We start from the raw sequence: 13,052 nt of genomic DNA on the forward strand, positions 1-13,052 counted from the left end.
TTAAAGCAAAGGAACCATCATGAAAAAACTACTTACATTTTTTATCACTGCACTTACAATAACAGCAAGTATGCATTGTGCAGCAATAGCAAAACAATTCGATACAAGTACTCTACCAGTACTATTTTATGCAAACCAAGAAAGCTATTTAGCTCAAACGCCTTGGTTTAATTTTACATATCAGCAACGTAAAATACAGCTACAAACTTGTAAAGAAGAAGCGTGTATTCAACGTTTACAATTTTTAGAACTCCAAGAAGGAGAGCAAAGCCATAAACAAAATAATGGCTCAGCTTTTTTAGGTAAAGCAGATAAAGTACACACATCAAATACCTATTCCAAACTCAGATTAGGCCAGAGTAATCACAATACATTGCATGTTAGCGGTAACCAACGGCGTATTCTTTTTTCTTTCGAGCTCACTGAAAAAGGCACACCATTACGGTTCAAATTTGAAGACGAACAAGATTCTCTAATCTCACAGGAACAACATGCCCTTGTTCGCTCGTCTAAGTTATGCATATCAAAGTGTGAAACAACATGGCAGGCATACAGTGTAGATAAGGAGGGTCAATACACTCCAATAACTTTCCACCAGCAGGCGCAAGATCAGTGGGTTGTTAAAGAATTAGATAACACTATTAGAATTGAATTAACCGCTTTATTTGGTCAATATTCGGCGCCTTTACATCAGTATCACAATGAAGAAACATCATTTTCTAGCTACCAAGTAAATAGTAATGCCATCATAAATACACTGAGTCATGATCAACAAAATCAATATAATTTTGAACATACTAAAGTAATTGGTTTGAGTGAAAATACATGGCTTTTGCAACAAGATAGTACTCTACAGCTGACTGATAATAATGCAAAAATTATAAAGTCTCGCGAGCTATCAACTTGGAACGTAAACAAATTTATAAGCAGCTATATATCAAAAAATCAGATTTATTTATTAGCACAAGTGAGTGATAAGTACCTAACCCCACCTTCAAAGCAAACCGTGATAGCCCAGTACCCTAAGAAAAAGCAAAATAGAATGCGCCCCGTAGTGCTCTATGAGTTCGATTTAGCGCTTAACTTAATATCTAGCACCACACTCTATTTACCAGAAAGTGAACTACCGTATGCACAAATAACACTTCAATCGTGGGGAGTATTAGTAGGTACAGGTGAAGCCGCAGCTGCATCGGTTAATCACACTTATCAAAGCAACCAATCATCTGCAAATATGGCAAACTGCCCGATGATAAATGACGGCTATGGTTATGGCTTATTATGTTGGAAAGCATTGAACAACCCAACTACAAATTATACACCTAGTGCAGCTAGTAGCATGATCCCAGTAACGGTTGTCGACAATACAACGCCAAACCTACTTAACCAACTGGAGGCAAACCAACATGGAACAATATTCGATAACAGCGGCACTCCTGTTGATCCTGGCGGCTCATGGACACATGAAAATAACGTTGCAATAAACAAAGAGGACTTAGGCCTATCAATTGCGATGTATAATGAACGTTGGAATTCTCCTGTTGCGGCAAATATTATTTTCCCCGCAGGTAGCTCTTCTCGTCCTGTTATGTTTAGAGCTGTAGAATATTCTGCAGCAAATACCAGCAACCTTCCACACAATGTGTGCAATCAGTTTGCTGCCAGTTCTGGCTACCCTGAATACCAAGCCGCTGATGCATGTATGACGCAAGCAAACTTTGGCCTATTTAGTTTAGAAAGTCTGAAATTTGATCGCTGGCAGGCCGGTATCTACCACCCCGACCAAAGCGTAAGTGGCAATGATAATAGCTGGTTTCCGTGGTTTACTAATTTTGTTGGCGACCCTCCTGTCGAAGACGTTTTTACAGCTGAAGCAGTCCATGAAATGGTGGCTCGTATGCGTATTAACGCTGCAAATATTGGAACTTTAATACAAGATTCATACATTGACGGGCATTTGTATACCCAAGCACATGTACCTGGGTATTACATTTCGTATCAATAAACTTTATGATAAAAAAGGGTTAGTGTATTCACTAACCCTTTTTTAATTCACGGAGCTTTATTTACTCATAACGTAAAGTAAGCGATGGCCGTGTGCTTGCAGCTTTAAAAGCAAGGCTTGCAACCGTGAGCCAAGTAATTACTGCAACACTAAGGGCTGCAATTAAATAAACCCACAGCGCTTGATCAACACGCTCATTAAAATTAGCGAGCCAATCGCCCACCAGCCAATAGGTTATTGGGTATGCAATGGCTACACTCACCAATACTAAAATTAAAAACTCTTTTGCCAGTAGGTTCATAATACTAATACGTGATGCGCCAAGTACTTTGCGTACCGCCACTTCTTTTTGGCGACGAATTGTGGCAAATGAAGCTAAACCAAATGTACCCAAGCAGGTTAAGAATACCGCAAGGCCCGTAAAAATAAGTACCACAAGAGAAACACGCTCATCAGCTTTTAAAACCGCTTTATAGTTTTCAGCTAGTAGGTTTATTTTTGGCTCATAAATATTAGACACCTCAGCCAAGGCTGCGATCACTTCTTGCTTTATAGCTGGGAGCTTTTGCAAATTAACTGTTAAAATCACTTCAGATACCGGTGCTAAATAGTTAAAGCCACATAAAAACATAATGTTAGAATTTGCATCTTGTGCATTACCAATTTTTACATCTTTTACAACACCGACAACCCGCATATCCACATTACGCCCTGTGTCTTTAATTGTTTGTCCAACAATATCAGCCACATTGCTATAACCAGCCTGCTTGGCAACGGTTTCTGTAATAATTGTACCCACCGTTGTAACCTCGTTTGCTCGCGTCGCCCAGTCTGAGGAAAACTCACGGCTAAAGTCTCTACCAGCAATGAGCGTAAGACCTAGCCCTTTTACGACATCAAAACCAGAACCTATCACAGGGGTTATTCCACCTGATGATTCTCCATTGGGCCAAGTTGGCTGTAATGTATTATTAATTGAAACGGTTAAACGGGTATCAATAATCGTTGCTTGCTCTACGCCATCAATAGCCGTCAAGCGATTAATGAGTGCGCTAGGCTGCTGCGTAAATACCGATTGCACTGGCAACTCTGAAACCACTAAGCGTTGCTGTGTTTGATAGCCTAAAGGAAGACTTTGTAAGTGAGATAATTGGTTTAATAACGTAATCGAGGCAATGATCAGGCCTATTGCCAGTGAAGCTTGTAGGGTTAATAAACTTTTACGCACCCAAGTAGCTGTACTGCCTCGTTGTAAATCGCCACTTAATACTCGTTTAGCGCTAAATGATGAGATAAACAATGCAGGGTACAAACCGGCAAGTATGCCTACAGCAATCACCACGCTCATAATACCCAAACCAAAGGCTGAAAAATAAATTACGACTAGCTCACGATCGACTAACTGATTAAAGCTCGGTAATAACAGCTCTACTAATACACATGCAGTAATCATCGACAATAACGCAACCAACATAGACTCAGCTAAAAATTGCGTTACTAACTGCCCTTTACTTGCGCCAAGTGCTTTGCGCACCCCAACTTCTTTAGCACGCCTTGTGGACTGCGCCACCGTCATATTGATAAAGTTAAAGCCCGCAATTAAAATAAGCAACACACTCAAACCCACACAAATCATCACGACTTGCTTTGCGCCACCCGCTTTCATTTCAAATGGTGATTTGGCTATTAAATGTAAGTCTAATAGTGGGTGAAATTCAATGGCAATTTGCCCCGCCATTTGCCCATTAAAGTATTGTTTAGAAAGTGTATCCGCAAGTGCGATTGGATCGGCCTGTGGCGCTAAACGCATATAAACGTAGCTACTATTCATCATAAGGTTGCTCGGGTCATGTTTTACATACACTAGGTTTTTAAATGCAAAGTGAGTATTGCTTGGTAAATCCGCAAACACCGCCCGTACAGTATATTGCCCTTGTTCGTGCTGTAGCGTATTACCAATAACATTCACAGAACCAAAAATACGCAGTGCTTCAGACTCACTCAATGCTAGGCTACCAGGTGTACTCATAGCATTTTTTAAATCGCCAGCCAATGTGTTCATATTGATAAAATTCTCAATATTTGGAGTTGCTCCATATAAATCGCTGAGCTTAAAACCCTGATCGCGATACTGTACGTCAACCATCGCCTCTCTAGTCATCGACACCATAGTCAAACCAAAGACTTCTTCCACTTGGCTATACTCGACTGCCTTCGCTCCTTGTGAATAATTGAAGATTGGGATCACAAATAAGCCCAACTTCGAGAAGTCTTGGCCTACGCGGTAAACACGTTCAGCATGTGGCTGCTGACTATCGTAAGACAGCTCATTTTGTGCGAACAACGCCACTAAAATAGCTGAAGCTAAGCCAATACTTAAACCTAATACATTTAAAATAAAATGTTGTTTTTGCTGTTTGAACGAACGCAGCGCTGTAATAAAGTAACTTACAAACATGCTATGCAACCTCCACCGTTTGTTGTACGTTATTTGCTTTATCAAGCATCACTTGGCCATCAAGTAGGCGTACTAAGCGATCTGCATAATTACCCTCTTTATCAGAGTGCGTAACCATAATTACCGTGGTGCCTTCTTTATTTAATTCGCGGAGCATTGCCATTACTTCATCACCATTTTTTGAGTCTAAATTACCCGTTGGTTCATCGGCTAAAATTAGCTTAGGGTTAATCACCAAAGCTCGCGCTACTGCCACTCGCTGCTGCTGACCACCCGATAACTGTTGCGGTAAATGATCGCCTCGATGATCAATACCCACTCGCTTTAAAATGGTTTCAACACGTTCTTTACGCTCACTTTTTGAAATTTTTTGATATTGTAAAGGCAGCTCTACATTTTGATAAACTGTCAATTCATCAATTAAGTTAAAGCTCTGAAATACAAAACCAATCGAGGCTTTACGTAACTCTGCTAATTGTTTTTCGCTATAACCTGCAATGTCAGTACCTGCAAACTCAAAGCTTCCACTCGTTGGCGAATCTAACATGCCTAAAATAGATAATAAGGTTGATTTACCACAGCCAGATGGGCCCATAATTGCTAAAAAATCACCTTCTTTTACGGTTAGAGTAATATTGCTTAGTGCAGCTGTTTCAACATCTTGAGTACGAAATACACGGCTTAAATTAGTTAGTTTAATCATTATTGTTATCCTTAAAATTGTAGTTGTTGTGCTTTTTCGAAGTTGCTGTAGCTTGAGGTGATCACTTGATCTCCTGCTTTTAGTCCTTCAAGCACTTCAAAATAATGTTGATTTTTTTACCTAAACGAATATCACGGCGCAGTGCTTTATCACTACCTTGCTCAATTACGTAAACCCAATTACCACCCGAGTTTGTGAAAAATGCGCCTCGATTAAGCAATAAGGCATTGTTTTTGTTGTTGCCAAGCATCAACTCAAGGTCGATGCTTTGGCCACGCTTAATACTTTTAATGTTACTTGGTAAATCCACTTCGATTTGAAATTGAGACTGCTGTACGCGGCTATCAATTTTGCTCACTTTGGCGGTAATAGCGTCATCATCAAGTTCAATCATCACGGCCATATCGCGCTGAACTTGATTTAAATAAAACTCATCAAGACGTACCACTAATTTATACTCGTTAGGAATATCGATTTGTCCGAGGCGTGCGCCGCTGCTTTTTGATTCGCCAATTTCTACATCAAGCTCACTTAAATAACCTGATACCGGTGCTTTTACTAATAAGTTATCGAGGTTTCGACGAGCAAATTGAAGGTTTTTCTCGAGCATTTTAGCGCTATCTGAAAGCTGTGCGACTTGCACTTCACGTATTGACTTTTCTTGCTTTTGACGCTCAAGCGTTAGCTCTTTGCGAGCATGGTAATAACTTAAATCTTCCTCAAGCTCTGCTAATTTATCTTGCGCCAACACCCCACTTTTAACTAATGGTTTAGTTTGTTTTAAACGGCGTGTTAAATGCGTAATCTTTAACTCTATTTCTAATAAGTCGCGGCGTAAATTTAAGCGGCTAGTTTCCATAGTCATTTGCGTATTACGTAAAAAATTAAGCTGCTCTGTTACTTGAGCCTCACGGCCCATAACATCAAGTTGCAAGTTAGTATTACTCAAGCGCACCAAGGGCTGGCCTGCTTCTACAAATTCGCCTTGCTCTACCAAACGCTCCTCAACTTGGCCACCGGCGATAGTATCAAGATAAATACTGGTTTTTGGCACCACTTGACCGCGTAAGCTTAAGGCATCTTTAAATGCACCTTGTTTAACTGTGCTAACGGTGAGACTACTGCGCTCAACATGTTGGCTACGACCTGTATCGCTAGTTTGCGTAAAGCCATACGCAGCCGCCGCAACACCTAAGGCCATCGTTGCAAAGATGAATTTTTTAAAATACTTTTGAGTAAATGAGCGCTCTATTTTCTTATCCATGTTGCCGCCTTAATACAGGTTTAATTTAACTAATTACCTATTGCTATTACAAAGCGTATGCCAACTTTAATTATTCTTTAATTACAACAGCTTGAATAACACCTTATACAGATAGATACTTTAAGTGTCCGTTTATAGAACACTTTTTATTTTAATAAGTGTCCGTTTATAGAACACTTTTTATTTTAATAAGCGTCCATTTATGGACACTGTTCCTTTTTTGTTTTAGGCTAAATAAAACTCTATAAAAATAAAAACCATGAAACACACAGGCTCAATTTTAATTGTTGACGACAATCCCGATATTCTCATTGCAGCACGCTTGCTATTAAAGCAACACTATCAAAGCGTCAAAACTACTGATAATCCCTTTGATATTGCTAGCATTATTAGCAAGCAACGAGAAAGCGATCAGCCCATTGACGTGATTTTATTGGATATGAACTTTAGCCAAGATTCGATTAGCGGCAAAGAAGGGTTTTATTGGCTCAAAAAAATCATTGAGCAAGACGCTAATATTGTGGTGCTACTGATGACCGCTTACAGTGATATTCAGCTTGCGGTGGATGCCATTAAAGCAGGTGCGTCTGATTTCATTGCTAAACCTTGGCAAAATGAGCAATTACTTGGCGCGGTTGCTGCTGCATTCTCGCACGCAAAAGACAAACAACGAGTTGGTAAACTTACTCGCCAAAAGCAGGGACTTAATCAGGCATTAAACACGCCATCATTTGAGTTTTTAGGGCAAAGCGCAGCAATGCAGCAAGTATTTAATACCATTGAAAAAGCCGCGCAAACCGACGCAAATATATTAATCACTGGCGAAAGTGGCACAGGTAAAGAGCTCACCGCTCACGCAATTCATCAAGCAAGTATGCGCAGCGAACACACCTTTTTGAGCTTAGATATGGGCGCAGTGGCGCAAAACCTATTTGAAAGTGAGTTATTCGGCCATAAAAAAGGCGCGTTTACTGACGCTAAAGCTGATCGAATTGGTAAATTTGAACTTGCCCAAGGCGGCAGTTTATTTTTAGATGAGTTAGGTAACTTACCTCTTGAACATCAAGCTAAGTTACTCGCCGCATTGCAAAACCGCCAAGTAACTCCGATCGGCGGTAGTAAAACAATTGATATTGATATTCGCCTCATTTGTGCCACTAACGATAATCTTGAGCAAGCCGTCGTTGAAGGTCGCTTTCGTCAAGACTTACTGTATCGTATTAATACTGTTGAAATCAGATTACCTCCCTTACGTGAGCGTAGTGACGACATTCCATTACTAGTAGATTATTACCTAAATCATTTTTCACAAAAATACAAACGTGACTTAACCATTGCAGCAGATGATATGACATCACTTTGCCAATACTCATGGCCGGGTAATGTGCGTGAGCTAGCCCACTCAATAGAGCGCGCGGTAATATTAAGTGAAGGCGAAAATCTTGATGTGAGTTCAGTGGTTGGTAATACTACAAGTAACGTTAACAGCACTAATAACCCAATCGAAAATAATAATGCATACGATACTTTTGATTTAGAGGCACTTGAACAACGCACTGTTCGTGCAGCCCTTACTCACCACCAAGGTAATGTGAGCCACGCTGCCAAAGCGCTTGGTTTAACGCGCGGTGCTATGTATCGCCGCCTTGAAAAGTATGGATTATAAACATGCGACCTTACTTTTCCCTCGGGTTTAACCTAGTCGCATTAAGCAGCTGCAGTGCATTACTGTGCTACTTACTTATTAATAAAGGTTTCTCGGCAACATTATTGTTAGTCGTCTTGGTTAGTATTGCCTTGAGCGCCCATATTTTCACACTATTTACTCGCCAACAAAAACAAGCTGAAATAGTTATTCGCGCACTCGCTAATGGCGATAGTACGCTGGGTCTTAGCCAGTATCACCCAATGCGCCAGCAGTTCGATCAAGTAAAAGAGCAAATGCAAACCGCACGCTTTAATGCCGAGCAACAAGCTCAGTTTTTACAAGCATTACTCATTCATGTCGATTTGGCTGTATTGGTGTCTGATAACAGTGGCCAAGTGATTGAATCAAACCCCGCTGTAAGTAAGCTTTTAGGTAAAAACGTTAAGCACTTGAGTGAATTAGGCGCTGTGGGTGATCTTCTTTTAAAAGCAGATCGAAACGTACGTAATACCCTGCATTGGCAAACAGGTGAACAACAAGATACATTATCAATTGCACTCAGTATCGCCGAAATTCAAGGTAAAGTTCGCCGCGTTGTCAGCATACAGTCAATTCACGACCAATTGCAGTTAAAAGAGCAGCAGGCCTATAAGCGCTTAACTAAAGTGCTAACTCACGAAATAGCGAATTCTATAACGCCACTTTCATCACTCGCTAACACGTGCACCTCTTTATTACCGCAAACGCTGTGCTTTGATGAGCTTGAAGATAAGCAAGACTTACAACTCGCACTCACTACACTTGCGTCTCGCACTGAGCATTTAGGTGATTTTATAGCACGCTTTCGTCAAGTAAGTAGCTTACCTACACCTAAATTAGCGCCTTATAATTTAGCTAGTGTGCTCACACAAATAGTTGCATTACATCAGCAGCAAGCACTTAGCCAAGGCACTACTTTTGAGCTTAATATTAATACCCAACAATTAGTGATGCTCGACAACAGCCAAATAGAACAAGTACTGGTTAACTTAGTAAAAAATGCACTTGAAGTACTCGCCACAAACCACCAACATAACGCGAAAAATCCTAATAAAGCACCAACGATTCAACTCACCCTCGCGCAAAATCACGCACAACAGCTTTACATTGAAGTCAGCGATAACGGACCTGGTATTGCTGAACATGTTATCGATATGGTATTCGTGCCCTTTTTTACTACCAAACAACAAGGCTCGGGTATTGGTTTGAGCTTGTCGCGGCAAATTATGCTCAACCACGGCGGTGATTTGGTTTATGTACAAAAACCACAAGGGGCATGTTTTAGGTGTGTGTTTGGGTGAGTAATCAGTAGATCGTCGTTCACAGCAACAACTAAAGTAGCAACCCTACAGCAAACTTCTTTACGCGCGAAAGCACGTCCACTGTAGGTCGTCATTTATGGCGACAACACAGAGTAGCAACCTTACAGCAAATTGCTTTACGCGCTAAAGCACGTCCACTGTAGGTCGTCATTTATGGCGACAAATACCTACAAATATACTGAATTCCAAAAAGGGTAATCACCAAGCTTGTTGACTATGCTACGCCTTAAAGGGTTCGCTGCAATGTACCTTGCTATTTCAATTCTATTTTCTTCTTCTCGTAAAGCATGATCATAATACGCAGGCTGCCACACGTTTTGACGAAATCCACGAACCTTATTTACTCGCCAAGATGATAACCCTTTTAAATGACCAACAACATTGCCTAACTTAGCCCCTTTAAGCTGTAATAAACCATGAAAGTGATCAGGCATAAGAACCCATGTTAACCAGCGGCACTGGTGGCTAAATTCATTATCAGCAATACATTTGCAAAAAGTATTGGCAAGCTCATAGTCACTAAATATGTTCCGCCTATTCTGGCATGTGATAGTAATAAAATATTCGCCAGTCTGAATTGATACTCGCCCTTTTTTTAAATCACTCCAACTCATCCAAAATTCCCTCTTCTAAACAAAGTTTCATTTAAAAAGGTAGCTCAGTTATCCCAAGGATGCCTGCTGTAGGTCGTCATTTATGATGAAAATACAAAGTAGCAACCCTACAGCAAACTACTTTACGCGCTAAAGCACGTCCTACGTGTAGGTCGTCATTTATGGCGACAATACAAAGTAGCAACCCTGCAGCAAACTTCTTTACGCGCTAAAGCACGTCCTACGTGTAGGTCGTCATTTATGGCGTCAACACAAAGTAGCAACCCTACAGCAAACTTCTTTACGCGCTAAAGCACGTCCACTGTAGGTCGTCATTTATGGCGTCAACACAAAGTAGCAACCCTACTGCAAGCTTCTTTACGCGTTAAAGCACGCCCTACATGTAGGTCGTCATTTATGGCGACAAATTAAGATATTAAAATCAAAAACTAACTTTTTAACCCTAACTCAATTCTTAACTTTTCAATATCTTTATGTTGCTCAAAAAAGCTCACAATAGCTTGAACCTGTTGCCGCTTTTGACCTTCAAAATTAGCTAGGTAATCTTTAATCTCTCTAAAGCTCCACTTTAATTTCATTTCCGCTGGGATTGCGGCTAAGGCAGCAAAAACCTCTTCAATCGTTTTATCGTTAAGTAAAAAGCGAATAAACTGCATCACAGCTAAAATCTGCTGGTCAGTTATGAACTCTTCAACTTCTGTAACACGGCAAAGCACCTGTTCCGGTGTTTCAAATAGTAAAGCTAGTTCAGCAATATTTGCCAACGAATAGCCTATTTGGATTTTAATCTCACTTTTTTCTGAGCTGTTAAATTGTTGAATCAACGTAGAATGAATGTTTTTAGCAGTAGAAAAGTCCTTTTGCCTACTATAAATAGAAATCTGATTAACCATAGCTTTTGCAATGAGCACTTGAATCTCTTCAATCGACGAGTCTTTAAACTGCTCAATTACACGAGTGTAGCTATTAAACTCTTCTTCAAACTTTTCTTGCTGATCATAAGTATTACCTTGGTTGAGCATAGCCATCGCCACCTGAATTTGAATCTCTTCATTCGACGAGCCTTTAAACTGCTCAATCAAAGTTGAGTAGCTGTTGAGTGCGTCTTCAAACTTTTCTTGCTTAGCATAAGCGACACCTTGGTTTAACATCGCTCTTGCAACAAAACCCCAACTCTCTTCATTATGTATACTTTTAAAGTTCTCTATTAACTCATCATAAGCTTTAAGTTCAGCATTTACATCTTGCAACATAGAATGGGCAATAGCTATATTCCATAACAGCTGTGCATGAAATCGAGTTTGTTTTTCACTATCTTTCAAGGTTTTAATAGCTAAATTTAGATATTTTAGAGTCTCTTTGTAGTTCTTTTTCCCATAACCAACATTTGCTAGGTTTAAATATTCACGCGCAGTTGTATGCTCTTTGCTTATTTTCTTCGTGCTATTTTCTAATATTCTTAATGACTCAGGGTTTGGCTCTTTTTTCTCTGCGATAGATTTTTGTACATCCTCTGCTGCAGCTTCCACTTCTTTTTTCTTTTCTTCGATAATCTGATGAGCTTCATCGATGTATTTCTTCAAGTCTTCAACAGATGTATTAGCCTCACCTAATTGCTTTTCCAAAGAAACTTGCGCATTGGCTAAAATTTCATCCGCATTACTGCTAATAAAGCCTTCCATCTGTTGATGCGCTACATTTTCTGCTTCTTTTCTACTTAGCTTATAAATAAGTAAACCGCCCAATGACGTGGTTTAATGGATTCGACTACCCCAGTTAAGAGATAATCAACTTAACTGGAGATCGATAATGACAAAACGTAAAAAGTATTCCAAAGAATTTAAACTTGATGCTATCGCATTAGTTGTTGAGCAAAACTACTCACAAGCAGAAGCCTCTAGAAATTTAGGGGTAAATCCCAACATGCTTGGTCGCTGGATAAAAGAAGCTGAAAATGATGATGGGCATGCTTTTAGAGGGAACGGTAATTTAACCCCTGAGCAAGAAGAGATCAGAGAGCTAAAAGCGCAAGTGAAACGCCTAGAAATGGAGCGTGAAATATTAAAAAAAGCGACGGTCTTCTTTGCCAAAGAAACGAAGTGAAATATTCGTTCATAACCCAATACAAGAAGACCTGGCCTGTGGCGACAATGTGCCGAATACTGGGTGTAAAAAGTAACAATTACTATAGTTATCAAAAGCGATTCTCAACTAAATCAGAGGATCCAACACATCAAGAAATGATTGATTGTGTCAAGGACATAGCGCACTTCAGTGATAATACTTACGGTGAAAGGCGTATTCAGAAAGTCTTAAATGCACTCGGTTTTCCGGTGAGTCGTCACAAAACAGCACAGCTAATGAAAGAGGCAAATGTCTGGGTGCGTTATAAAAAGAGATACAAAGTGACAACGAATAGTGAGCATAATAAGCCTATTTATCCCAATGTACTTGAGCAAAACTTCAACGTTGAAGCAGCTGATCAAGCCTGGGTACAAGATATCACTTATGTTTGGACTGCAGAAGGTTGGTTGTATCTGGCGGTAGTGATTGATTTATATTCGCGCAAAGTCGTTGGTTGGAGCATGGGCTCACGAATGAAAGCGCAGCTTGTCTGTGACGCACTGACTATGGCGATGTGGCAACGCCAGCCCAAAACAGGGTTAATTATCCATTCAGATCAAGGGGTTCAATATGCAAGCCACCAATATCGTAAATTGCTCAAGTCAAATGACTTCATTGGTAGCATGAGTAAGAAAGGCTGTTGCTGGGATAATGCTGTTGCAGAAAGCTTCTTCGGTAGTTTGAAGCAAGAGCGCGTGCATTGGAAAAACTACCCAACGCGTTATGAGGCTCAACAGGATGTAATGAATTACATCTGTATGTGGTACAACAGTCGTCGCTTACATTCGTACTTAAATTATCAAAGCCCAAATAACTTTGAAGAACGAATCGAAACATTAGATATGGTTTCTTAACTAGGGTGACTGAATTTAGTT

Annotated in this window: 8 protein-coding genes and 1 pseudogene; 4 read left to right on the forward strand and 5 right to left on the reverse strand. The window is 40.1% G+C overall.

Annotated features, from left to right (window positions below; translation table 11 throughout):
- The first annotated feature begins 19 nt into the window (after nucleotides 1–19).
- Nucleotides 20–2,005, forward strand: coding sequence for a hypothetical protein (locus P4S71_RS08510; RefSeq protein WP_337150468.1), 1,986 nt, complete (start codon nucleotides 20–22; stop codon nucleotides 2,003–2,005).
- 61 nt (nucleotides 2,006–2,066) lie between these two features.
- Here the strand turns inward: P4S71_RS08510 and P4S71_RS08515 are convergent, their stop codons facing one another.
- From P4S71_RS08515 to P4S71_RS08525, 3 genes and pseudogenes are all read right to left on the reverse strand, one after another.
- Nucleotides 2,067–4,463: an ABC transporter permease gene (locus tag P4S71_RS08515; protein WP_337150469.1), complete on the reverse strand. Its 2,397-nt coding sequence runs from the start codon at nucleotides 4,461–4,463 to the stop codon at nucleotides 2,067–2,069.
- A gap of 1 nt (nucleotide 4,464) precedes the next feature.
- Nucleotides 4,465–5,166, reverse strand: coding sequence for an ABC transporter ATP-binding protein (locus P4S71_RS08520; RefSeq protein WP_007377361.1), 702 nt, complete (start codon nucleotides 5,164–5,166; stop codon nucleotides 4,465–4,467).
- A gap of 11 nt (nucleotides 5,167–5,177) precedes the next feature.
- A pseudogene (locus P4S71_RS08525) lies at nucleotides 5,178–6,430 on the reverse strand (efflux RND transporter periplasmic adaptor subunit).
- A gap of 259 nt (nucleotides 6,431–6,689) precedes the next feature.
- On the opposite strand from P4S71_RS08525, the gene P4S71_RS08530 reads away from it, so the two are divergent.
- Nucleotides 6,690–8,096 (forward strand): sigma-54-dependent transcriptional regulator, encoded by a 1,407-nt coding sequence (locus tag P4S71_RS08530; protein ID WP_337150470.1) that lies wholly within the window; start codon nucleotides 6,690–6,692, stop codon nucleotides 8,094–8,096.
- Between the two features lie 2 nt (nucleotides 8,097–8,098).
- Nucleotides 8,099–9,418: a sensor histidine kinase gene (locus P4S71_RS08535; RefSeq protein WP_337150471.1), complete on the forward strand. Its 1,320-nt coding sequence runs from the start codon at nucleotides 8,099–8,101 to the stop codon at nucleotides 9,416–9,418.
- A 188-nt stretch (nucleotides 9,419–9,606) separates the two neighbouring features.
- Here P4S71_RS08535 and P4S71_RS08540 read toward each other — a convergent pair whose 3' ends face one another.
- Both P4S71_RS08540 and P4S71_RS08545 read right to left on the reverse strand, forming a co-directional pair.
- Nucleotides 9,607–10,053 (reverse strand): REP-associated tyrosine transposase, encoded by a 447-nt coding sequence (locus tag P4S71_RS08540; protein WP_008136011.1) that lies wholly within the window; start codon nucleotides 10,051–10,053, stop codon nucleotides 9,607–9,609.
- Nucleotides 10,054–10,481: 428 nt separating this feature from the next.
- Nucleotides 10,482–11,798, reverse strand: a complete 1,317-nt coding sequence (locus P4S71_RS08545; protein WP_337150472.1) for a tetratricopeptide repeat protein — start codon at nucleotides 11,796–11,798, stop codon at nucleotides 10,482–10,484.
- Between the two features lie 64 nt (nucleotides 11,799–11,862).
- On the opposite strand from P4S71_RS08545, the gene P4S71_RS08550 reads away from it, so the two are divergent.
- Nucleotides 11,863–13,031 (forward strand): IS3 family transposase gene (locus tag P4S71_RS08550; RefSeq protein WP_442961661.1). Its coding sequence is split into 2 segments (ribosomal slippage): nucleotides 11,863–12,109 and nucleotides 12,109–13,031, totalling 1,170 coding nucleotides; the frame shifts between segments, so codons are not numbered across the junction.
- The last annotated feature ends 21 nt before the right edge of the window (nucleotides 13,032–13,052 follow it).

Origin of the sequence: Pseudoalteromonas sp. B62 (genome assembly GCF_037162565.1) — a bacterium.
Taxonomy (GTDB): Bacteria; Pseudomonadota; Gammaproteobacteria; order Enterobacterales; family Alteromonadaceae; genus Pseudoalteromonas; species Pseudoalteromonas fuliginea.

Bases quoted from the DNA above. Each gene is read 5' to 3' on its own strand.
- P4S71_RS08520 (WP_007377361.1), bottom strand. From the start codon at position 5,166: ATGATTAAACTAACTAATTTAAGCCGTGTATTTCGTACTCAAGATGTT.
- P4S71_RS08510 (WP_337150468.1), top strand. From the start codon at position 20: ATGAAAAAACTACTTACATTTTTTATCACTGCACTTACAATAACAGCA.
- P4S71_RS08535 (WP_337150471.1), top strand. From the start codon at position 8,099: ATGCGACCTTACTTTTCCCTCGGGTTTAACCTAGTCGCATTAAGCAGC.
- P4S71_RS08515 (WP_337150469.1), bottom strand. From the start codon at position 4,463: ATGTTTGTAAGTTACTTTATTACAGCGCTGCGTTCGTTCAAACAGCAA.
- P4S71_RS08540 (WP_008136011.1), bottom strand. From the start codon at position 10,053: ATGAGTTGGAGTGATTTAAAAAAAGGGCGAGTATCAATTCAGACTGGC.
- P4S71_RS08530 (WP_337150470.1), top strand. From the start codon at position 6,690: ATGAAACACACAGGCTCAATTTTAATTGTTGACGACAATCCCGATATT.